Annotated in this window: 24 protein-coding genes; 6 read left to right on the top strand and 18 right to left on the bottom strand. The window is 68.6% G+C overall.

The features are described from left to right. Window positions 1-163 precede the first annotated feature (163 nt). Genes AC1U89_RS01030 through AC1U89_RS01015 form a run of 4 tightly spaced genes read left to right on the top strand, consistent with a single transcriptional unit; the run spans window position 164 to window position 4,252 of the window. Window positions 164-403 (top strand): flagellar biosynthetic protein FliQ, encoded by a 240-nt coding sequence (locus AC1U89_RS01030; RefSeq protein WP_479897785.1) that lies wholly within the window; start codon window positions 164-166, stop codon window positions 401-403. Between the two features lie 3 nt (window positions 404-406). Further along, a complete protein-coding gene (locus tag AC1U89_RS01025; protein ID WP_479897784.1) occupies window positions 407-1,165 on the top strand; it encodes a flagellar biosynthetic protein FliR in 759 nt (252 codons plus the stop codon). Further along, the gene (locus tag AC1U89_RS01020; RefSeq protein ID WP_479897783.1) at window positions 1,165-2,223 is read left to right on the top strand and encodes an EscU/YscU/HrcU family type III secretion system export apparatus switch protein; all 1,059 of its coding nucleotides are present in this window, start codon (window positions 1,165-1,167) and stop codon (window positions 2,221-2,223) included. The genes AC1U89_RS01025 and AC1U89_RS01020 overlap by 1 nt, the downstream gene beginning before the upstream one ends. Then, complete coding sequence (locus AC1U89_RS01015) at window positions 2,216-4,252, top strand: flagellar biosynthesis protein FlhA (protein ID WP_479897782.1); 2,037 nt, start codon at window positions 2,216-2,218, stop codon at window positions 4,250-4,252. The genes AC1U89_RS01020 and AC1U89_RS01015 overlap by 8 nt, the downstream gene beginning before the upstream one ends. A gap of 11 nt (window positions 4,253-4,263) precedes the next feature. Here the strand turns inward: AC1U89_RS01015 and AC1U89_RS01010 are convergent, their stop codons facing one another. Beyond that, complete coding sequence (locus AC1U89_RS01010; protein WP_479897781.1) at window positions 4,264-5,217, bottom strand: hypothetical protein; 954 nt, start codon at window positions 5,215-5,217, stop codon at window positions 4,264-4,266. A gap of 136 nt (window positions 5,218-5,353) precedes the next feature. Between AC1U89_RS01010 and AC1U89_RS01005 the strand changes: the two genes are divergently transcribed. Next, window positions 5,354-6,703, top strand: coding sequence for a condensation domain-containing protein (locus AC1U89_RS01005; protein WP_479897780.1), 1,350 nt, complete (start codon window positions 5,354-5,356; stop codon window positions 6,701-6,703). A gap of 25 nt (window positions 6,704-6,728) precedes the next feature. Here AC1U89_RS01005 and AC1U89_RS01000 read toward each other — a convergent pair whose 3' ends face one another. After that, window positions 6,729-8,021 carry an AMP-binding protein gene (locus AC1U89_RS01000; protein ID WP_479897779.1) on the bottom strand — a complete coding sequence of 431 codons (1,293 nt, stop codon included), beginning with the start codon at window positions 8,019-8,021 and terminating at the stop codon, window positions 6,729-6,731. Between the two features lie 44 nt (window positions 8,022-8,065). Here AC1U89_RS01000 and AC1U89_RS00995 point away from each other — a divergent pair, with 44 nt between their 5' ends. Continuing rightward, a complete protein-coding gene (locus AC1U89_RS00995; protein WP_479897778.1) occupies window positions 8,066-9,664 on the top strand; it encodes a class I adenylate-forming enzyme family protein in 1,599 nt (532 codons plus the stop codon). Window positions 9,665-9,666: 2 nt separating this feature from the next. Here AC1U89_RS00995 and AC1U89_RS00990 read toward each other — a convergent pair whose 3' ends face one another. From AC1U89_RS00990 to fliF, 16 genes are read right to left on the bottom strand one after another with little or no spacing between them, the layout of a single operon-like run. After that, on the bottom strand, window positions 9,667-9,924 hold the full coding sequence (locus AC1U89_RS00990; protein WP_479897777.1) for an acyl carrier protein: 258 nt from the start codon (window positions 9,922-9,924) through the stop codon (window positions 9,667-9,669). A 54-nt stretch (window positions 9,925-9,978) separates the two neighbouring features. Continuing rightward, complete coding sequence (locus AC1U89_RS00985; RefSeq protein WP_479897776.1) at window positions 9,979-11,322, bottom strand: serine hydrolase domain-containing protein; 1,344 nt, start codon at window positions 11,320-11,322, stop codon at window positions 9,979-9,981. A 17-nt stretch (window positions 11,323-11,339) separates the two neighbouring features. After that, complete coding sequence (locus tag AC1U89_RS00980) at window positions 11,340-11,909, bottom strand: tetratricopeptide repeat protein (RefSeq protein ID WP_479897775.1); 570 nt, start codon at window positions 11,907-11,909, stop codon at window positions 11,340-11,342. A gap of 9 nt (window positions 11,910-11,918) precedes the next feature. Next, window positions 11,919-12,686, bottom strand: coding sequence for a sigma-70 family RNA polymerase sigma factor (locus tag AC1U89_RS00975; RefSeq protein ID WP_479897774.1), 768 nt, complete (start codon window positions 12,684-12,686; stop codon window positions 11,919-11,921). Further along, on the bottom strand, window positions 12,683-13,624 hold the full coding sequence (gene fliP, locus AC1U89_RS00970; RefSeq protein WP_479897773.1) for a flagellar type III secretion system pore protein FliP: 942 nt from the start codon (window positions 13,622-13,624) through the stop codon (window positions 12,683-12,685). Before fliP ends, AC1U89_RS00975 begins: the two co-directional genes overlap by 4 nt. Further along, a complete protein-coding gene (locus tag AC1U89_RS00965; RefSeq protein WP_479897772.1) occupies window positions 13,621-13,962 on the bottom strand; it encodes a flagellar biosynthetic protein FliO in 342 nt (113 codons plus the stop codon). The genes fliP and AC1U89_RS00965 overlap by 4 nt, the downstream gene beginning before the upstream one ends. Before the next feature lie 41 nt (window positions 13,963-14,003). Continuing rightward, on the bottom strand, window positions 14,004-14,333 hold the full coding sequence (gene fliN / locus AC1U89_RS00960) for a flagellar motor switch protein FliN (protein WP_479897771.1): 330 nt from the start codon (window positions 14,331-14,333) through the stop codon (window positions 14,004-14,006). A gap of 11 nt (window positions 14,334-14,344) precedes the next feature. Then, the gene (locus AC1U89_RS00955; RefSeq protein ID WP_479897770.1) at window positions 14,345-15,091 is read right to left on the bottom strand and encodes a FliM/FliN family flagellar motor switch protein; all 747 of its coding nucleotides are present in this window, start codon (window positions 15,089-15,091) and stop codon (window positions 14,345-14,347) included. Further along, window positions 15,088-16,281, bottom strand: coding sequence for a flagellar hook protein FlgE (locus AC1U89_RS00950; protein WP_479897769.1), 1,194 nt, complete (start codon window positions 16,279-16,281; stop codon window positions 15,088-15,090). Before AC1U89_RS00950 ends, AC1U89_RS00955 begins: the two co-directional genes overlap by 4 nt. Window positions 16,282-16,295: 14 nt before the next feature. After that, window positions 16,296-16,685 (bottom strand): flagellar hook assembly protein FlgD, encoded by a 390-nt coding sequence (locus AC1U89_RS00945; protein WP_479897768.1) that lies wholly within the window; start codon window positions 16,683-16,685, stop codon window positions 16,296-16,298. After that, a complete protein-coding gene (locus tag AC1U89_RS00940) occupies window positions 16,675-17,508 on the bottom strand; it encodes a hypothetical protein (protein ID WP_479897767.1) in 834 nt (277 codons plus the stop codon). The genes AC1U89_RS00945 and AC1U89_RS00940 overlap by 11 nt, the downstream gene beginning before the upstream one ends. After that, window positions 17,505-17,954, bottom strand: a complete 450-nt coding sequence (locus AC1U89_RS00935) for a hypothetical protein (RefSeq protein ID WP_479897766.1) — start codon at window positions 17,952-17,954, stop codon at window positions 17,505-17,507. The genes AC1U89_RS00940 and AC1U89_RS00935 overlap by 4 nt, the downstream gene beginning before the upstream one ends. Continuing rightward, window positions 17,954-19,282, bottom strand: coding sequence for a FliI/YscN family ATPase (locus AC1U89_RS00930; RefSeq protein ID WP_479897765.1), 1,329 nt, complete (start codon window positions 19,280-19,282; stop codon window positions 17,954-17,956). Before AC1U89_RS00930 ends, AC1U89_RS00935 begins: the two co-directional genes overlap by 1 nt. Then, a complete protein-coding gene (locus tag AC1U89_RS00925) occupies window positions 19,279-20,007 on the bottom strand; it encodes a FliH/SctL family protein (protein ID WP_479897764.1) in 729 nt (242 codons plus the stop codon). Before AC1U89_RS00925 ends, AC1U89_RS00930 begins: the two co-directional genes overlap by 4 nt. Next, complete coding sequence (locus AC1U89_RS00920; RefSeq protein WP_479897763.1) at window positions 20,004-20,474, bottom strand: hypothetical protein; 471 nt, start codon at window positions 20,472-20,474, stop codon at window positions 20,004-20,006. Before AC1U89_RS00920 ends, AC1U89_RS00925 begins: the two co-directional genes overlap by 4 nt. Beyond that, entirely contained in the window at window positions 20,455-21,768 is a 1,314-nt protein-coding gene (gene fliF / locus AC1U89_RS00915) for a flagellar basal-body MS-ring/collar protein FliF (RefSeq protein WP_479897899.1), read from the bottom strand. The genes AC1U89_RS00920 and fliF overlap by 20 nt, the downstream gene beginning before the upstream one ends. Window positions 21,769-21,775 lie beyond the last annotated feature (7 nt).

Below are 21,775 nucleotides of genomic sequence, written 5' to 3'. Positions count from 1 at the left end.
TTAACCTGACAAGCCTGCGTTTACGCAGGCACGCCATCTGCCTCCGCCAGTCGTGCTCCCGAACCCCCCCCCCTTGAACCCCCACAACTTTCATGCAATCGCAGGGGTGGGGTACAAGGATAAGTCGGGGGATTTCGTGGGGGCGGATCAGGCTCTAGAGCTGATGAATCTGATGCTGTGGAACGCCTTCGTGGTGTCCGCGCCGATTCTCGTCGCCGCCCTGGTCGTGGGCCTGCTGATCAGCGTGCTGCAGGTAGCCACCCAGCTGCAGGAAATGACCCTGACCTACGTGCCCAAGCTGCTGATCGCCGGGCTGATGCTGATCACCCTGGGCTCGTGGATGCTGGGGCGGATCACCAGTTTCGCGCTCTACACCATCAAGCTGATCCCGTCGCTGAGCTAGGGCGTGCAGGTCGATCCTCTTGTCGGCTGGGCGGTTTCTAGCGGTCTGCTGAGCTTGCGGATTTCACCTGTCTTCGCCTTCGCCCCGCCGTTCTCCCTGACCAAGGTTCCGCCGCTGTTCCGCGCCCTGTTCGGGATCGGGATCGCCGTCTGCCTGGTCTCGGCCTATCCGGCCCAGACCGCGGTGAGCGTCGACACCGGTTCCCTCGTCGTCGCGGGCCTGCGCGAGCTGCTGTTGGGCTCGATCTTCGTCCTGGCCTTCCAGCTGACCTTCGGCGCGCTGTACACGGTGGGGCGGCTGATCGACGTGCAGGCGGGCTATGGCATGGCCATGGTCATCGACCCGGCGACCCGCGCCCAGACCCCGTTGGTCGGCACGCTGTTCGCCCTGCTGGCGGGGGTGGTGTTCTTCGCCGTCGACGGCCCCGGCGATTTGCTGCGCCTGCTCGCCGCGTCGGTGGAGGCCATGCCAGTGGGGCGGGGGGTTATGCCGGGCACGCTGGCGCCGCTGACCCATTACATCGGCATCGTGTTCCTGACCGCCATGGGCGTGGGCGGCGGCACGGTGCTGGCCCTGTTCCTCACCGACCTGGCGATCGCCGCCCTGGCCCGCACCGTGCCGCAGATGAACGTCCTGGTGCTGGGCTTCCAGATCAAGGCGATCGTGCTGATGCTGGTGCTGCCCGTGACCCTGGGCCTGTCGTCGGCGCTGCTACTGCGCCTGGTGCGCCTGACGCTGGCGGGCCTGCCCGGACTTCTGTGATGAGCGATTCCGAGCAGAACAAGTCCGAGGCCCCCACACCGTTCAAGCTGAGCAAGGCGCGCGAGAAGGGGCAGGTGGCGCGGGGCATGGACCTGGGCTTCCTGGCCAGCCTGTCGACCTTCTGCCTCTACATGTGGATCGCCGGTCCGGGCCTGCGCGCCAAGATCCAGTGGTCGTTCCAGAGCGCCCTGTCCGCGGCCGGCGGCCTGCTGGACAGTCCGGCGGCCATCGCCGCGGCGGTCGGCATGCTGGCCTCCGCGGCGCTGAAGCCTCTGATCGGCCTGGGCGTGGCGATCTTCCTGGTGGTGCTGGTGGGCGAGTTGATCCAGACCGGCTTCATCTTCACGGCCGCGCCGCTGAAACCGGACTTCGGCAAGCTGAACCCGGCCCAGAACCTCAAGAAGATGTTCTCGGTGCGCATGCTGGTCGAGACCGGCAAGAACCTGTTGAAGATGACCTTCTATGTCGGGGTGGCGGTCATGGTGGTGCGCGGGGCGATCCGCGCCGAGAGCCCGGTGATCGTCGACGCCGACAGCCTGGTTTCGGCCATGCAGCGGACCGCCTTCCGCCTGTTGTCGCTGTTCGTGATCGCCGCCCTGGCGTTCGCGATCTTCGACCAGCTGATCGTGCGCCGCGACTTCCTCAAGAAGATGCGGATGAGCCGGCGCGACGTGAAGCGCGAGTCCCGCGATCGCGAGGGCGATCCGCGCATGAAGTCCAAGCGCAAACAGCTGCACGGCGAGTTCGTCAAGACCAGCCAGAGCCTGCGCGGGGTGCGCGGCGCCGACGTGATGATCACCAACCCGACCCACTTCGCCGTGGCGCTGAAATACGATCCCGCCACAATGGCCGCGCCCAAGGTGGTGGCTCAGGGGGCGGGGGAGTTCGCCCTGCGCCTGAAGCGGACGGCCTTCCTCTACGGCGTGACCATCGTCGAGAGCCGAGAACTGGCCCGGATCCTCTACCGCTGCGAACTGAACCGCCCGATCCCGGATGTCCTGTTCCAGTCCGTGGCCGCCATCTATTTGAAAATGCGTAAGAAGAGTCCTCATGTTTAGGAACGTCCTGGGCAAGAACAGCGACCTGGTGCTCGTGCTGGCGGTGATCGGCATCCTGCTGGTGCTGTTCACGCCGATCCCGTCGGTGCTGCTGGACCTGCTGATCATCAGCAACTTCGCCTTCGCCCTGTCGATCCTGCTGCTGACCTTCTATGTCGAGAAGCCGGTGGCCTTCTCGACCTTCCCGTCGTTGCTGCTGGTGGCCACGCTGTACCGGCTGGCGCTGAACGTGGCGGCCACCCGCCTGATCCTGACGGACGCCCATGCGGGTTCGGTGATCGGAGCGATCGGTTCGTTCGGCGTCCAGGGCAGCTTCGTGATCGGGCTGGTGGTGTTCTTCATCCTGGTGGTCGTCCAGTACGTGGTCGTGACCTCAGGCGCCCAGCGGGTGTCGGAAGTCGCCGCGCGCTTCGTGCTGGACGCCGTACCGGGCCAGCAGATGAGCATCGACGCCGACCTCAACATGGGCCTGATCGACCAGAACGAGGCCAAGCGCCGGCGCAAGGAGCTGGAGAAGGAAGCGGCCTTCTACGGGGCGATGGACGGGGCCAGCAAGTTCGTGAAGGGCGACGCGGTCGCCGGCATCATCATCCTGCTGATCAACATCTTCGCCGGCTGGATCATCGGCATGACCCAGAAGGGCATGGACTGGATGACCGCCCTGCAGACCTTCACCCTGCTGACCATCGGCGACGGCATCGTCACCCAGGTGCCGGCCCTGATCATCTCGACCGCCACCGGCATCCTGGTCACCCGCTCGTCGGCCGACCGCCAGTTGAGCCGCGAGATTCTGGCCCAGCTGGGCTCGGTGTCGAAGATTCCGATCATCGTGATCGGGGCCCTGCTGCTCCTGCTATGCCTGCCGGGCATGCCCAAGTGGCCGGGGGTGATCCTGATCGCGGCCTCGGTGGCGCTGTGGCTGGGCATGCGCCGCCGCCAGCGCGAGGCGTTGGAGAGCGCGCCGATCGACCAGCCCGACACCGAGGCGCGACTGGGCGGCGAGAGCCGCGCGGTGGCGGCGATCGAGGTGTTGATCGGCAAGGAGCTGACCCAGCATTGGCAGGCGCTCAAGCCGTTGCTCAGTGAACGGATCGCCGCCCTGCGAGCTCAGCAGGAAAAGGTCAACGGCTTCGCCTTTCCCGCCGTGATCTTCCAGGATGGGGCGGGCCTGGACCCGAACGCCTACGAGATCATGCTGTTTGGCAACCGCCACGCCCATGCCAAGGTCTATCCGGATCGGACCCTGGCCATCGGGACCGGCGGCGAGACCAAGGAGCCGCTGCCCGGCCTGGCGGCGCGCGACCCAGCTTTCGGCCTGCCCGGAATCTGGATCGACCAGGACCTGCGCGACCGAGCCCAGGACAGCGGCTACACCCTGGTCGACCCGATCACCGTGCTGATCACCCACTTGGGCGAGGTGCTGCGCAACGAAGCTCCGCTGCTGATCTMGCGGTCCGACGTGGTCACCCTGCTGGAGGGGGTGCGGGGTCGCCAGCCGGGCCTGATCGAGGAGCTGGTGCCGGCGCTGCTGACGGTGTCGGACGTGCAGCGCATCCTGCAGAATCTGCTCGGCGAGGACGTCTCGATTCGCAATATCGACCAGATCGCCGAGGCGCTCGTCGATTTGGCTCGCCAGACGAAGGACCCGGGCGACCTGACCGAATTGGTCCGTCAGCGGCTCAGCCACAGCATCTGCCACGGGCTGCGCGGTGACCAGGAACAGCTGTCGGTGCTCAGCCTAAGCCCGCGTGTCGAGTCCCAGGTGGCCGAGAACATCCGTCGCAGCGACGGCAAGAGCGCCTTCGTGATCGAGCCGCGTCTGGCCGAGCAGCTGATGATGAAGCTGGCGCCGATGACCGAACAGATGATGCGCCAGAGCCTGTCGCCGGTGCTGCTGTGCGGTCCCGACATCCGCCGCCACTTGAAGGCCTTCACCAAGCGCTCGTTGCCGCGCCTGGCCGTGCTGTCGGTGAACGAAGTGCCCGCCACGATCGACCTGGCGTCGTTCGCCATCGTCAACGTGGAGTGATCGAGGGAAGGTCAGGTGGTCAGGCGCTTGAGGCGGTCGGCCTGGTAGGCGGCCAGCTGGGGCAGCATGGGTTTGCTGTCGCCCTTCAGGTGCAGGATGAACTTGTCGTCCAGCTCGGCTTCATCATGGGCCGGCGGCGTCTCGACCCAGTAGTTGAACAGGTCGCAAGGCAGGAACCGGAAGGTGATCCCGTCTTGGACAACCACCCCGTCGACATGGCGGTCGATCGGTGGGGCGACGGCGTTCAGTGACAGTTGGCCCCCGCGCCAGCGGGCCACGTCGCCATAGTAGGCGGCGATCACGGGAGCGGACATCAGCGCCTCGTAGGTCGCCAGATAGGTGCGGAAAAAGCGCCGCACCGCGTCTTTGTCGCGCGCCGAACAGAAGATCACGCCCTCGTTCAACGGCATGTAGCCGGGGGTCAGGCGATAGGTGACGCCGATGTCGAAGCTGTTGTCGAACACCTGCTCGAGGGGCTTGTTCGGGAAGGCGTCGGTGTCGAGGAACACCGTGTCGTTGGCGAAGGCCTCGGACTCCACGTAGCCGAGCATGGCCTTGACCCGCTCGAGCATCGGCTTGGCCCGGTCGATGTGCAGGTGCACCGTMTTGATGTTGTTCTGCTCGAAGACCTTGCCGCTGTCGGCGCTGGTGATGAAGTACATGTTCGCCTTGGCGAACGAGGTCGAACTCCAAATCAGATGGTTCGACAGCCCCTCATAGTCGAACTGATGGTGGTTGTGCTTGACGTCGACATAGTCGATCGCGGCGTGGGTCTCCGGCACGGTGGCATGGAAGGTGAACACCGTCACGCCGACGCCGGATCGCGAATGCGGCTGCCGGTCGAACTGCAACCTATAATCGTCGACGGACTTCAATATGGCGGCCGAGGGCCGATCGTGGCGACAATTGGCGGCGTGGCGAACGATGTCGTCGATCGACCACGTGTTGTGGATATTTTCTGCCATCTTGAGATATTGTTAGGTTGCCCCATTCCTTCGGGCAATAGGTGGGCGCCTTTAATTATTACTTGTCATTGAAATATTGCTTTCATCGATGTGACCGGTAATCTCGAACTTCTAGAAATCCATTTCGGCGTCGAGCATGTCCCAAGCCTTGCCCCAGTTTTCGCGTCTCACCCACGAAGGAACCGTTCCCAGCTTCCGACTCCACTCCTGGAAGAATTTCAGCGAAGGCCTGGTCGGCGTTTCCTCGGCCAATCGACCGCACGCGGTCGCCCGTATTCGCGAGCCGACGGACCGCGAGATCCTGCGCGACGCCCTGCAGGCGGTGGCCGATCGGCACGAGACCGTGCTCAGCGCCGTGGTCGAGCAGGACGGCAAGCCGCACCTGGCGTTCCAGCGCGACAAGCCGGTCGAGATCGAGTTCGTCGACCTGCGCGGCCAGGGAGAGGACAAGGCGATGGAGGTCGCCGCGGAATGCGTCTGGCGGCCGTTCGACATGCGGGCCGGCTTGATGCGGGCTTTCCTGATTCAACTGGCCGAGGACGATTATGTGTTCGGGGTGGTGTTGCACCACTTCATCTGCGACGGCGCGGGCATCGGCCTGTTCTGGCGTGAGTTGAGAGCGTGCCATCGGGCCCTGGCGGCCGGCGGAGCGCCGACGAATCCCGGACTTCAGATCCAGTATGCGGATTATCTGGTCGGGATGCAGAGTTGGATCGACAGTGAGGACGGCGCCAGGCAGCTGGATTACTGGAAGGATCGCCTGGCCGCGCCGCCGGCTCCCGCGCTGGCCAAGGCCCGTGAGGACCAGGCGGTGTTCGACGGCCGCGAGCGGTTCGAGATCGATCCCGCCACCTGCGAGGCCTTGCATGCGGTGGCGCGGGAGCAGAAGACCAGCCTGTTCGCCGTACTGCTGGCCGCCCAATTCGTTCTGCTGGCGCGGGTCACCGATCGCGCCGATCAGATCATCACCTGCGTGACCGCTGGGCGCGAGAGCCCCGCGCTGCAGCCGGTGATTGGCTACCTGGCCGACAAGATCCACTATCGCGTCGACCTGTCGGGCCAGCCGTCGTTCGCCGATGTGGTGCGCCTGACCTGGGAAGCGATCTCCGCCGGGGCCCGCGCCCAGTTCGTCCGCTCGGATTTCATCGCCCAGGCCCTGGCCGAGCAGGGATACGAGATCCTGTCGCCCGGCTTCAACTTCACCCCGGGCCGGCCGAAGATTCCGCGTCCGCCGCCGCCGCCCGCCGGCGTCATGACCGCTCAGCTCTCGGCCTGGACGCCGATCACGGTGCCCGCGCCGGGCGCCCTGTCGCCGCCTGGACCAGGCGTCTGTCATTACTGGCTGGAACTGGGCGAGTTCGATGGCCAGATCTCGGGCTATTTCCACCATAAGGCCCCGTTCATTCCCGGCCTGCTGGACGGTTTCCGCGAGGTGTTGGCCCGCATCGTTGGGCGGGATGAGGCCCCCGTCGCTGATTGGGGTTGAGTTCGGAAAGGGGGGCTGACTTCGGTCAGCCCGGCAGGGCGCGGTAGTCGATCTTGCCGTTGTCCAGGCGAGGCAGGGCGGCCACGGCCCGCGCCGTCACGTTCGCGGGCATCAGCTTCAGCGCGGCCGCCAGGTCGCGCGCGCGCCGGGCGGGATCGCCCAACGCCAGCTCGTGGATGATCGAGAGCCGGCCGTCGGAGACCGTGAGGGCCACGGCCTGATCGGGGAAGAACTCGCGTTCGATCTCGGCCAGGTTCAGGCGCTGGCCGTCGACCTTGCCCACCCTGTCCAACCTGCCGGTCAGGCGCAGGAAGCCATTGGCGTCCAGCTCGCCGGTATCATTCGTCCGCAGCAACCCGTTCAGGTCGTCGCCGCGCGCCAGGTCGTCGCGTCCGTGGGCGTAGCCCATCATCACGTTGGGGCCGCGGAAGACCACCTCGCCGTCCTCGATGGTGATCGCACCGCCCGGCACGGGGCGGCCCACCGAGCCCGGATGATCGGCGAAGGCCTCGGGCGGCAGGACGCAGGCGCGCGCCGTCGCTTCCGTCATGCCGTACATCTTGTAGACCCGCACGCCGCGCGGCAGCAGGTCGTCGCGCATCCAGTCGGCGGTGGCGGCCGGCAAGGCCTCGCCCGATTGGGTCAAGGTTCGCAGCCCGTCCAGCGCCAAGCCCTTGGCGCGGGCGGCGCGCAACAGGGCGTAGCTGGCGGGCACACCGTGCAGTCCATCGGCCCGATGGGCGCGGAAGGCGGTCCAGAGGTCGGGATCGAGGAACGAGCGATCGTTCAGGATCACGGTGGCGTGGCGGGCCAGGTGGCTGGTCAGCACCGACAGGCCGTAGGTGTGCGACAGCGGCAGGTTCAGCAGGGGCCGCGCCTCGGGATCGATCTCCAGCGCGCTGATGATCTGGCTGGCGTTGACTGTCAGGTTGCGCGCCGACAGCCGCGCCAGCTTGGCGTCGCCGGTCGAGCCGGAGGTGGCCAGCAACAGCATCAGATCAGGATGCAGGGACGCTCCGTCGCCATACAACCGCGCCAGAAGCGCCTCGCGCTCGGCGGGGGCGTCGGGTTTGAGGATGTGCACGGCGTGACCGGCGCGCCAGGCGCCAAGCAGCCGGGCGACGGCGGCGATGGTCGCGGGCAGCTTGAGGAACACCAATGCCTTGGCCGCCGAAATCGGTTCGCGCTCGGCGGCCTCATCGGCCAGACGGGCCAGTTCGAGGTATGTTACAGCTTGGCCTTGGCGGGCTTCGATCAGGGCGGTCTTGCGCCCGCCATCTTCCAGCGCGGCCCAGAATGGTCTGCCTTCAACACTCATTGGATTCCCCCGTCGCAAGCTAGAGCGGCGGATTCGAGAGAACAATGCCGGACGCATCTTCCTTGCCGCTTGATCCCAGGTCCGCCCTTGCCGTCCGCCTGACGGGGCCGGGAGGACCGTTCGAACTGGCGGTCGAGGACCATGGACGTGGCGCGGCGCCCAGCTTCCGGACCGGACCCCAGACCCTGGCCGATGTGTACGCCCGGGCGAGGGCCTTCCGCGACAAGGCCTTCATTGTGTCTGACGGAAACAGCCTGACCTATGCCCAGCTGTTCGCGCGCGCCGATCGACTGGCGGAGGCGCTGATGGCGGCCGGTCTTACGCCAGGCGATCGGGTCGCGCTCGCAGTCGCCGACAAGGCCGACTGGATCGTCGGCTTTGTCGCCATTACCGCCCTGGGCGGAACGGCGGTGCTGCTGGACGTCGGCCAAGGCCAGGCGCTGGGCGAAGCCATCGCGCGGACAGGCTGCAAGCTGGGCGTGACCGACACCGACGAGATGGCCGCCACCGTCGCGGCGGCCACCGGACGTCCCGCCGTGACTCGGCCATCCGATGAGGGGGGCGGCGCCCCGCCGACCGCGGCCATCACGCCCGCCGACATCGCCCTGATCGCCTTCACCTCGGGCAGTTCCGGCGCGCCCAAAGGTGTATTGATCGATCATCGGGGATTGCTCACGGGTCTCAGAGGGATGCTGCTGGGCGGCGCCTTGCAGTCGATCGGTGCGCCGCGCCCGACCTCCGCGCCCCCGCCGCCATGCACCCTGGTGACCGCGCCGCTGTTCCACATCGGCGGTTACGCGCAGGTGCTGCTGGCGATGATGATGGGCGGCAAGGCGGCGTTCGCGCCGAACCGGGCCTCGCCCGCCGATCTGGTCTCTGCGATCGCCAAGCACGGGGCCACCGCCCTCGGTGGCATGACCCCGACCCTGATGCGCGCTCTGCTCGACGCGCGGCCCGGCGGGGTCGACCTGGCCTCGCTGCGGACAATCAACGTCCAGGGCGCCCATTTGCCGGAAGACCTGCTGGATCGGCTCAAGCGCGACCTGCCCGAGGTCCGCGTCGGCGGCGGCTACGGCATGACCGAGACCAACGGGTCGATCACCGTCTCGTCCGAGGCCGATCTCCTGGCCGGCGGAGGGCGCGGCGTCCCGCTGCCGACCGTCGAAGTCCGTGTGGTCGACGCCCAGGGCGCGGACCTGGCGGTCGGTGAACCAGGCGACGTGGTCGTGCGGGGCGCGATCCTGGCGCGCGGCTATGTCGACGCCGACGGCGCGACCCGGTCGCTGGACGTGTTGGCCACGGGTGATGTCGGAATTCTGGACGCCGACGGCGGCCTGCGGATCCTGGACCGGCGCGAGAACTGCCGCTGGATTGGCGAACGGCTGGTGTCGTGCCGCGAGATCGAGACCTTGGCCTTGCATCATGACAAGGCCCACGCCGCCAGCGCGGCGTTCGCGCCTGAAGGCCAGGGCGTCGAGGTCTGGGTCGTCGCCGATCCTACGGACGAGGCGTTGCGCGCCGAGCTCACGGCCACGCTGACCCAGGGCCTGCCGGCGGAGGTCGGCCAGATTCGGCTGACTCTGGTGCGCGAGCTGCCGCTGACGGCGTCGGGCAAGGTCCGGCGGCCGGCTTTCGCGGGCTGAGTTCAGGCGACCGGAGCGGCCTCGGCCGCCCGGGTGTTCAGTTCGGTCTCGACCGCCTGAGCCAGCAGGGCGACGGTCKGCGCCGTGTAGATCACGCCCGGGTCCAGATACAGCGCGAAGGCCTCCTCGACTCGCATCAGCATGATCATGGTGGCCACGGAGTCGCCGCCCAGCCCGAAGAAGTCGCTTTCAGCGGTCACTTCGGGGACGTTGAGCACCTCGCGCCAGATGTCGCACAGTTGTTGCTCGGTCGAACTCATCGGTAGGAACGCTCCAGATCAGAAGGGCGGTGCGCGACGGCGCGCGGGAGGGGATTAGACCGCATCGGACACCTTGCGATAGGCGCAGGCGCCGACCAGCAGCGAGGTCGGGGCGTCGGGAGCCCACCGCTCCAGCGCCAGGGCGAAGCCCGGCTGGATCGGGCTGGCGACGATCTGGCCTTGGTCCAGGGCAAGCCGCGCCACGGGCGCGTCGACCTTGGGCCTCTTGACCCGGCAGAGGTAGCCTGGGCCTTCGCGGATGATCTCGAAGCGGGCTGTGGTGCCCAGCATCAGGCCCTCGTACTGGCCTTCCAGATCGCGCATCAGGTCAGGATCGACCGGCGAGGACAGGCGGTGCGAGGGGTGCTCGGCCACCAGGGTCTCGAGGTCCAGCGTCAGGCGGTCACGGGTCTGAGGAACCCAGGCGTTCAGGGCCACGGCCACGGCGGTCCCAGCCGCCGGATCGAAACGCAGGGCGCACGTGGAACCGACGAAGGAGCCGTTCACGCCCCCTACGCCGCCGAACAGTCCGACCCCCAGGCCGTAAGCGTCCGGGATCACCTCGGCGTCGGAGCTGCCGATGAAAGGCGGCAAGGTCGCGACGCGGTTGAACAGCCGCCGGCGGGAGGCGGCCAGGGAGGGGAGCAGATCGTCCAGCCCGCCGGCCAGATAGAGCGCGATCCGATGGAGGTCGATGGTCGACAGCGACAGGTCCGAGATCGAGCAGCGGAAGAAGCCGGTGTCGCGCGGCGCGCCCATGGCCTCCATCTGGCGGGTCCGGATGGACGGCATGTGCAGGGCGGTGAAGGCGGTCCGCTCCTGCACGGCTTCGGCGAACACGCGAGGGGCGATCCCCAGCGGCGCCAGGAGCTCTTCGTCCAACACTTCCAAGGCCGGACGGCCGGTGATCGCCTCGATCACCTTGCCCAGGATCACATAGCCGGTGTGGGTGTAGCTCCACACCCGTCCCGGCGGGAACGCCTGGTCACGCTGACGGAAGAAGGCGGCAAAACGGTCCCAGCTATAGCCCCAGCGGGCGTCGGGATCTTTGGGCTCGATGTACCCGGCCGTGTGCGACAGCAGGTGGGTGATCTTGATCCCCGTGGGCTGGCCGGGCTCGGTGCGCAGTTCAGGCAGGTGCTCGCCGATATCGTCGTCGAGGCTCAGCTGGCCCCGGCGTTCCAGCTCCAGGCAGACCAGCGCCACCATCGGCTTGACGACGCACGAGATCGGGAACCGGGTCAGGGTTGTCAGCGGCTCGCCGCGCCGCACCGCGATCTCGCCCGCGGCCTCGGAGAAGGCTCCCAGGACCCCGCCGCCGACCGCCGCCACGCCGGGCGCGCCGCCACGCGGATTGGCGACGGCGGCTTCCAGCAGGTCGCGAACGGCTTGGGTCATCGATTGGGACATGGACTTCAGTGCTTGGTCTTGTTGGCGTAGCGCTGCAGCAGCAGGTGAGTGGCTGTGGTCGGCTCGTCGTCCGCCGGCCGCGCGCCGGCTTCCTCCAGCGTCTTGTCGATGATCAGCTGCATGTCGTTGTTCAGGGGCGGATTGTCAGTGTTGCGGGCGATGCCCTGGCGCAGCAGCTCGATGCCTTCCGGCACGGAGTCTTTGGCCAGTTGCTCCAGGCCCATGACGAACAGCAGCAGCGGATCCTCCGCCGGCAGGTCCAGCAGCGGGGCCCAGGTGGTCCGCGCGGCCGGATAGTCGCCCGAGGTCATTTCGAGGAAGCCCAATTGGAAGCGGGCGATGGCGTAGCCGGGCGCGCGCTCGACCGCGCGCTGCATGAAGACGTGGGCTTCTTCGTAGCGCCGCATGCCCGCCAGCAACGATCCCTTCAGGAAATGGAGCCGGGCGTCGCCGTCATACCGCTGGATCAGCTCATCGATGCGCGCCAGGCCGGCCTCGTCGTCTTGCTTGAGGATGTCGACCGCCGCGAGCAGGTCCTCGGCTGGGCACTCTTGCGCCGTTGGGTTCTGGGTCATGGCTTGGTCCTAACGTTCGAGCTTGAAGTCGCCGGCCCGGTTCATGCGGGCCTTCAACCCGCTGATCGCCGACTTGTGGATCTGTGAGACGCGCCCTTTGGTGACGCCGAGCAGCGCGCCGATGTGGTCGAAGTTCATGCCTTGCAGATAGTGGTGGCGGATGACGGCCTGCTCGCGCGGGGGCAGGGCGGCGACCTGCACCGTGAGCCTTTGCACCAGTTCTTTCCAGGCCAGGCTGTCATAGGCGGTGGAGGGCGTGCTGGCCTCGCCGTCGATCAGCAGGGCGGTGTCGTCCAGCATGAAACCCAGGGCCAGGCCGACGGCGGCGTCGACCAAGGCTTCCATGGCCTCGGGCGTCGACATGGAGTCGGGGTCCTTGTCTACCAGCGAGCGGGTGCGGTCGCGCCGGACGCGATTGCGAAACGAGATCTGCTCGCGCACTTCGCTCATCTTGTTGACGCCATCAAGGACCGCGCCGGAGATACGCCACGAGGCGTAGCCCTTGAACGGCACGCCAAGGTTGGGGTCGAAGCGGTCGATCGCCTCCAGCAGACCGGCATAGGCCAGCTGGCACAGGTCGGCGAACTCGATATCGCCGGACTTGCGATCCAGATAGCGCCGCCGAGCCACCCGGCGGGCGAACGGATAGTACAGGGAGAAGAGCTGTTCACGGACGCCCGCGTCGCCGGTCTCCTTGAAGGCGCGCCAGAGCGCGGCCTCGCCGTGGTTGTCGCCCTCGTCGAGGTGCGAGGTCTCCATGGCGAGGCCTGGCTTCATTTGAAGCTGCCGACCACCCCCTGCAGCACCAGGCTCCAGCCGTCGATCAGGACGAACATCAGCACCTTAAGCGGCAGGGACAGGGTGGCGGGCGGCACCATCAGCATGCCCAGAGAGAGCAGGATGCTGGAGACGATCAGGTCGATCAGCACGAACGGCAGCAGGATGACGAAGCCGATCTTGAAGCCCACCCGCAGCTCGTTGAGCATGAAGGCCGAGGTCAGCTGCATGAACCCGACCTGCGACGCCGAGGCCGGGAGGGGCTGCTTGGAGATCTCGTAGATCGTCTTCAGGTCACGGTCGGCGACCTGGCGAAGCATGAAGGCGCGCACGGGTGACTGACCCTGTTCCATCGCCTGCTCGACCGAGATCCGTCCCGCCAGGAAGGGCTGCAGGGCCATGTTGTTGACCGCGTTGCAGGTGGGCAGGATCGTGAAGATCGTCAGGAACAGGGCGAGGCTGACCAGCACCTGGTTGGGCGGGGTCTCGGGCATGCCCATGGCGTGGCGGATCATCGACAGCACGACGATGATGCGGATGAACGGCGTGACGCAGATCGCCAGGGCGGGGATCAGACCCAGCAGGGTCAGGATCAGGGCGATGCGGATCGGTTCGGCCGTCCGTACAGGACCGTCCTCTCGAGGAGCGGCGGGCAGGACGCGCGAGGACGCGACAGTCGCCGGCCGGGCCTTGCGGATGGAACCGGTCGGAGCGGGTTCGACCGGTGCTGCCTCGGTGGTCGCGGTCGCGGTCGGGGTCGCGGTGGCGGCGGGTGTCGTCGGGATCTGGATCGGAGCGGCGGCGCTCGGGACGGGCTGGACGGCGGGCGTCTCGGCCGGAGCCGCGGGCGCGGGGCTGGTCTGGGCCGAGGCGGTGTTCGTCAGGCCCAACAGGGCGACGGCGGCGAGCGTCGGCAGGGCGCGGAGCAGGGCTTTCATGGGGTCGGCGTCGGCTCTTCGTCGAGCTCGCCGCTGGCCAGCAGCGTGGCTCCACCGGGGCTGGCGGCCACCAGCAGTTGCTTGCCGCCGTACTGGACGACGCAGAGGTCGACCTGGTGGCTGAGCCGCAGGGTGTCGATCAACTGGATACGGCGCGCCCTGGCGCCGAACAGGGCGGGCGTCGGGCCGCCCAGGTGCTTCTTGAGCAGGAGGGCGGCGGCGACGGCCAGGCCCAGGCACAGCAGCAGGGCGGCGATGACGCGCAGCCACGGCGTTTCGGTGCTCGCGCCCTGGCCCAGGGTCTGGGCCCACGCCGGCGCGGCGAACGCGTACAGCATCAGTCCCGCCAAACCGGCGGGGAGGAAGGAGGACCGAACGGTCATGGCAGGTTGGCGACCTCGATGATCCGGACGCCGAAATTGTCGTCGACGGCGACGATCTCGCCGCGCGCGATCAAGGACTCATTGAGGCGCAGTTCGATCGGCTCGCTCATCAGCAGGTCCAGCTTGACGACCGAGCCGGCCTTTAGCGCCAGCAGTTCCTCGACGGACATCCGGGCCTGGCCCAGCTTGGCCTGCAGCTGGACGTGGACGTCCTTGAAGATCGAGGCGTTGATCGACAGCACGCCGGGCCCGGCGGCGGCCGGGGAGGCGACGTCGGCGTGGGCCTTGTCGGAAGCGGGCGCGACCTTGGCGGTGGGGGAAGTCATGAAGGGTCCAGTCAGGCTTGAAACGTCACGGCCATTTGGCCGTCGAGATCGGTGAGGGCGGCGCGGGCGAAGACCTCGGGGCTTCCCGCCAAGGTCACTTGGGCGAGGCCGGTGAGCGGCGTACCCAGAATCAGCACGTCGCCGGGCGCCAGGGCGTGCAGGTCGCCCAGGCGCACGTCGGCTTCGCCCAGGGTGATGTCGATGACCACGTCCGTGCCGGCCAGGGCGCCGGCCAGGTTGTCCAGCGGATCGCGCGGGCGCGGGGCGGGCAGGGCGGCGCGGGCCAGGGGCAGCACGGCCTCTTGGGGCAGGCTCAGGGTCAACAGGTCGCCGGACTGGGCCTCGCACAGCCCGACCTCCAGCCCGCCCGCGGACTCGCGTGCAGCGCCGGCTGGGGACACGGCCAGGATGGCGTCCAGGCGGACCAGCAGGTCCTCGACCAGCTTGCGCTCGAAGCCGTCGAGGATCTTCTGATCCAGCGGGGTGAGCGTCGCCTGATCCAGCCGCGCGTCCAGCGCCCAGTCGAGCAGGCGGCGCGCCGCGCGGTCCGAATAGCCGACCCTCGCCGTCTTGCCCTCGAGGCGGCGGTCCTCGCCGGCCTTGAAGCGGGCGACGGTCTTGACGCCCGAGACGCCGATCGCGCGCGTGGCGAACCAGGCGGACGACCATTCGGCGACCGCCTCCTCGATCCTCGCCCGGACGGCGGGCCGCAGGACGACCTCCGGCGGCAGCCAGTCGTGAACCGCGGCTTGGCTCATCCCTGGCCTCGAATGCCGAACAGTTGCTGGATCATGTCGTTGGTGACGCTGACCACCTGGGACGAGGCCTGGAAGCCGCGCTGGATCAGGATGAGGTCGCCGAAGGCCTGGGACAGGTCGACGTTCGAGGCTTCCAGTTGGCGCGACACCAGCTTGCCCACGCCGTCGACGCCGCTGGCCACCATGCGGCGCTGGCCGTTGCCCTTGTCGACGAACACGCCGTTGCCGACCTGCTCCAGGTCCTGCGGGCTGCGGAAATCGGCCAGGGCGACCGAGCCGACCAGTTCGGTCTCGGTGTTGGAATAGGTCAGCTTGACCTGGCCATCCTCGTCAATGGTCACGGCGGTCAGCGCGCCGACGCCGTTGCCGTCGGTCGAGGCCGCGCGCAGGGTCGAGGAGGTGCCGCCCGCGAAGCTGGTCACGCCGCTGGAGAAGTCCAGCACCACCGACAGCGCATCGGCGCCGGTGGGGGTGTCGGTGATGGTGATCTTGGCGGTGGTGGAGTCGACCACGCTGCCGTTGAACTTCAGCGTGCCCAAGCCGACCTGGCGGTTGTTCTGATCGGTGACGGTGACCTTCCATTCGCCCGGCGAGGTGGCGCCCACGGCGGTCAGCTTGACCTGCCAGATCTGCTTGCCGCCGTTGGAGTCGTAGACCGCGATGCTGGACACCGTGGCGTCCGTGGCCGTGGACGACAGGTTGTCGGCGAAGGTCACTTTGGTGGTCGACTTGGGATGGCTGATGCGCTTGGCGTCCAGGTTGATGGCCGTCGGCTGCTGGGCGTCGTTCAGCACGGCCAGATGGTGCTGGGTGCCGTCCAGGGTAATGTAGCCGTCGTTGTCGACCTTGAACTGGCCGGTGCGGGCGTAGAAGACCTTGTCGCCGTCGACCAGGGCCAGGAAGCCGCTGCCCTGGATCGCCAGGTCCAGATCGTTGGTGGACTGACGCAGGTCGCCCTGTTTGAAGTCCGTCTGCGACAGACCCATCCTCACGCCGCTGCCCGTCTGCTCCCTGTCCGAACCGCCGGCGTACGACATGCCGCCGCCGCCTTGGTTGAACACGTCGGTGAAGCTGACCGTGGTGGCCTTGTAACCAAGGGTGTTCAGGTTCGCGACGTTGTTGCTGATGCTCTGCAGGCCCTTCGAATAGGCCGTCAGTCCGCTCATTCCGACATAGATGGCGCCAAGCATGACGTGTTCCCCCGCTAACGAATGGTGTTGATGTTCGCCAAGCCGATGTTGGCCAGCAGCGTGCCGTCAGACAGCTTGATGGTCAGCTCGGGCGTGCCGGAGCTCACCGAGATCGATTGCACCGTGCCCGACAGGTTCTGGGTTTCGGACGTGAAGTCGACCGTGCGGCCCAGCAGGCTGGTGGCCTGAGTCATCGACTGGGCTGACAGCAGGCTGGTGATCTGGTCGTTGAGCGTCTGGCTCTGCTGGAGCTGCGAGAACTGGGCCAGCTGCGAGACGAACTGGAAGTTGTCCATCGGCTTCAGCGGATCCTGGTAGGTCAGCTGGGTCATGATGATCTTCAGCAGCGACTGGAAATCCAGGCCGTAGGCGCTCGACGACGAGCTGATGGCGTCAACCGCCATGGGCTGCTCCTGTGGAACCGGTATTGAAAGGGGCGACGCGGACGCCGTTGAGGTGCAGGTCGCTCAGACGCAGTCCGAACCGTTCGGCCAGGTCGGAGACGATCCGACGCACGCGGACGGCGGTCTCGGGATTGATGCCGGGCGAGGCGGCGACCACCTGCAGCGCGCCGTCGGCTTCCGACACCGCGACGGCCACCTGGGTCTTGGCTTCGGGCCTGGGCGGGCGGGTTGGATCGAACCGCGCCGAAGGCGGGTTGCGATCCGATGTCGTCGCCGGGTCTTGGGCCTGGGTGTCGCGCAGGGCGTCGCTGATGGTGCGGACGATCAGGGCGTGGGCCGAGGTATCGAGCAGGGAAGGCCCCGGCGGTGCGGTGGCGACCGCCGAACCGGCGCCGGCCGGAGCCGTGCGTCCAGGAAGCGCACCAGACGGCGGCCCCGCGACCGCGATCGCCGGGGCGCCAGGTTGGGGCGCGGACGGCTGGTCCGGACGGACCCAGGCGGCGGCTGCGGCTTGGGCCTCGGCGGCGCCGGTTGGCGGGGACGCGCCGTCTATCTCCGAGACCGTCGCCGGCGGGGCGGCGAAGGGACCTTGGCCCACGCCCAGCAGGCCGGCCTCGCTGAAGCCCAGCGCGCGATGCTGCTGCGCCTGGGCCAGGTCGATCAAGGTTTTCGCGCTGTCATCGTCAGAGGCCTGGCTGGGCGCCGGGCCGGCGTCGCCATCCGTCAGCAGGCTCTTGAACAGGCCGCTGGACGGAGCGGCCGGCTTCGCGGCGGACCGGGCCGCGGGGTGCGTGGCGGTGGGGAGGGATGGGGCAATCTTCATCGCGTGGCTCCCTGATGCGCGACCCGGTCGGCCAGGTCACCCAGCGCCGCCTCGTCGGCCCGTCGGACCTCGATGGACCGGGCCGCGCGGGTGAGCGCCTTGACGGCGTCTTCGTTGGCCAGGGCGCCGCGCCACTGGTCGCGGGTCTGGGTCTTGTGGTCCTGGGCCGAGGCGACCTCGTTGTGGGCCTCGACGACGCCTTGGGCCTGGGCCAGGACCTCGGCCGACAGGGCGCCCATCAGATGAAGGGCCATGGACGGACCCGACAAAGCGTCGCGCCAGCGGGCCTCGGCGACTTCCAGCCGCTCGTCGGCCGTGTCGCGTTCCCGCTCGGCGGCGTCCAGTCGCTGGCCGGCCTGAACCACCTTGGCCTCGGCCGCCTGGCGCTGGATTTGCCGGATGTCGAGGATCTGGCCCAGGGTCTTGGAGGGGTGATGACGGGGCATCAGGCCGCGCCTCCGACCAACTGCGACAGGGTGGTGCAGACCTCGCCATAGGGCGTCCGCTCGGTCTGGCGCTGCTTGAGGAACTTCATCAGCCCGGGCCGCTTCTCCAGGGCCAGATCGATGTCGGGATTGCTGCCGTGCACGTAGACGCCGGCCTCGATCAGGGTGCGCGAGGCCTCGTAAACCCCCATCAGCTCGGCGGCGCGCGTGGCGTGGGCGCGGTGCTCGTCCGGCATCAAGCCGGCGGCCAGACGGCTGATGCTGCGCGAGACGTCGATCGCCGGATAGTGGCCCTGTTCGGCCAGGCTACGGGACAGCACGATGTGCCCGTCCAGCAGCGATTTCATCATTTCGGAGATCGGGTCGTCGACCTCGTCGGTCTCGCTGAGCACGGTCATGACGGCGCTGATCGCCCCGCCCGACTTCAGCGCGCCGCAGCGTTCGACGAGCTTGGGAATCGCCGCGAACACATTGGGCGTATAGGCGCGCACGGTCGGTGGTTCGCCGGCGGCCAGGCCGATCTCGCGCAGGGCCATGGCCAGGCGGGTCACCGAGTCCAGCAGCAGCAGCACGTGATGGCCTTGGTCGCGCCAATGCTCGGCCAGGGCCAGGGCGTATGAGGCGGCCTGAACCCGCATGGCGGCCGTGCGGTCCGAGGTGGCGGCGATCAGGGCGGTCTTGGCCCGAGCCTGGGCCGACAGACCCTGCGACCACAACGCCTCGACCTCGCGGCCGCGCTCGCCGATCAGGCAGATGACGACGCGATCGGCCTCGACCTGTTGAGCCAGTTGGGTCAGCAGGCTGGTCTTGCCCACGCCGGCGGCGGCGAACACGCCCACGCGCTGGCCCTGGCCCAGGGTCAGCAGGCCGTCGATCGCGCGGATGCCGCTGTCCAGCCGCCGCTTGGGGGACACCCGGGCCATCGGTGGAACGGGCGCGCCGGTCGCGGGCGCGAAACGGGCCCCGACAATCTCCCCGCGTCCGTCGATCGGCCGGGCCAGGGCGTCGACCGCCCGTCCCAGGAAGGCGTCGCCCACGGGCACGACCCCGGAGGTGACGCTGGCGGTGACCTTGGCGCCGGAGAAGGTCTGGGCGTCTTCAAACGGCGCCAGAACGATCGAGTCGCGGTTGACGCTGACCACCTCGGCCAGGACCGACGACGGCGCTTCCGCGTCGCGGCCGCGGGTCTCGACCAGGCACCGGCCGCCCAGGGGCAGACTGGGGCCGTCGGCCTCGATAAAGGTCGGCAGGATCCGGCGGACCCGGCCGGTGCGGGCCACCAGGTCCAGGTTGCGCAGGGTGTCCAGGAACGGATGGGCGCTGGTCATGACGCCGGCGCCTCCGGTTCGGCCAGGGGCGCCAGAGCGTCCAGCAGGCGGGCCCATTGCTGGTTGGGGCCGACCTCCAGAGCGCCCAGCGCCAGCTTGATCGTGCAGTCGCCGCTGGCCAGCCGCGCGTCGGGCGTGATCTCCAGGCCTGGATGGCCGACCGCCGCATTCAGCTCGGCCAACGCCTCGGCGTCCGGGAAGTCGACGGGCGAGACTTGGACGCGCAGCACGCTGGCGGCGTCCAGCTGGGCCAGTTGCCGACGCAGGATCGCCGGCGCCAGGGCCGCCTGGGCGCCGGGCTCGCCCAGCATTTTCCGCAGGCTTTCCAGGGTCAGGCTCACGGCCAGGCGCTCCAGCGAGGCCAGGTCGCGCTCCAGAACGCCGACCGCCCGCTCGCCCGAGGCCTGCAGCTTGGCGGCCAGGACTTCGCGCTCGCCGGCCGCTTCTTTCAGCGCCGCCTCGCGGCCCCGGGCCTGGCCGTCCACGAAGGCGGTCTCCAGGGCGGCGACCAAGTCGGCGATCTCGGCGTCCTTGACGGCGATCTGAGCTTTGGCTTCAGCCAGGTCGGCGCGGGCGGCGACCAGTTCGGGATCAACCTGGGGCTCGACGGCGACCGCCGGCGTTTCCGAGGCGAGCGAGGCGACGCCCGTCGCTGGGCCCGCCTTCGGCAGGGGACGCACGTGCGGAGACTTGGCCGCCTCGCGGGACTTGATGATCCCGGTCATGACGGCGTGCGCCGACCCAGGAAGATGTCATGCAGCCGGTCGCGACGGGGCGGTCGGGGCGGATGCTCGATCGGCGTGACCGGCGGCGCGGGCGAGGGACGCACGGTTGCGGCCGCCGCGCGCAAGGCGGCGAGCGCCGAGGCGGTCATGGCGTGTTCCAGCGAAGGGCCGCCGGCGTCCGGACCCAGGCGCAGTGGCGCGGCCGAGGCCGGGCGATCGCTCACCCGCGCGGCCAGCCAGGACGAGACGCCGTCGAACGCGTCGGCTTCGGGCCTCGGCGGCGCCGGGGCGGTCGGCTGGACGGGGACCGAGACAACTGCGCCGCGATATTCGGCGAGCAGGGTCTCGATCGTTCGCCGCTGCTGCGCGTCCAGCTTGGCCAGGACGGCGGCGATATCGTCGCCGCGGGCGTTGGCCAGGTCGGCGACCAGCCGGCGCAGAGCGCGGTCAGGCCGTGGGGAGGGCATCGGACCCCTCCTTTTCGAGCAGCAGCTTTAGTTGCTGGGCGTAGTCGTCGTGGTCGGCGGGCGACAGGCGGCGCGGCGGCGCCAGCCGGCGCTGGGCCAGCAACGCCATGGCCAGGGCCCCGACCACCACCAGGGCCAGCACGATTGTCCAAGGCGAGATCGGCTTGCGCGGCGTTGGCTCCAAGTCCGGTGCGCGCGAGGGCGCGGCCGTGGCCTGGGCGGTCGGTTCGGGCGTCGCCGCGATCGGCAGGGCGGCGTAGGGCTCCAGCGGAGCGGCGGCGGCGCGCCAGGCGCTCATGGGCGAGAAGGCCACGGAGTCGCCGGGGGCGGCGCCGATGACGGCGGTGACCACGGCCCGCGCCTCGTCCTGGGCGGCGGGGTCCTGGGCGTCGGTGAAGATCGTCACCCGCAGGGGGAAGGCGCGCGTCGCCGGCGACCAGCGGGCCGCGTCGTCGTCGACCGCCGAGTCCTGCGGGTCATAGCCGGCCCAGACCCGGACCTGCACGGTCCGGCCCGCGGCGCCGCTTTCCAGCACCTGGCGCAGACGGGCGGCGTAGTATTGCTCGATGGCCTGCTTTTCCTGGGCTCCGGCCGGAGCGGTCGTCGCGTCGTAGGCGGCGCCGGCGGGAGTGTCGACCGTGGTGCTGACCACGTCGCCGTGGCCGTCCAGCACCACCACGTCATTGACGGCCAGTTCGGGCACGGAGGCGGCGACCAGCCGCTGAACGCCCAGCACGGTGGCGGCCGACAGCGGGACGCCGCCGCGGGTCAGGATGGTGACCGAGGCCTTGGACGGCCGGCGGTCGTCGCGGAAGATCGTCGCCTCGGGCAGGGCCAGGTGGATGCGGGCGGTCTCGACCACATCCATGGTCATGATCGTGCGCGCCAGCTCGCCCTGCAGGGCCCGCTGGTAGTTGATCTTCTGGGCGAACTCGGTGAGGCCCATGTCCGACTTGTTGAACAGCTCGAAGCCGACCGTGCCCTTGATCGGCAGGTCCTGGCTCATGATGTCCAGGCGCGTGCGGTCGACGACGTCGGCCGGCACCTTGATCGTCTGGCCGCCGTCCGCCAGGCGATAGGGCACCTTCTTCTTGTCCAACTCGCCCACCACCGTGGCGGCGTCGTTGGCCCGCATGTTGGTGAACAGCGTCGCGTAAGGCTTGCGCAGCACCATGAAATAGACGGCGAACAGGATCGCGCACAGAACCGCCGCGGTCAGGGCCAGCAAGGCCAGCTGCCGGAGCGGAGAGAACGATCTAAACCACTTAATCAGGTCCACTACCTGGTCCCACACTTCTGAA

It is taken from the genome of Caulobacter sp. 05T431 (genome assembly GCF_056665975.1).
This window is presented reverse-complemented; position numbering and strand designations above follow the sequence as displayed.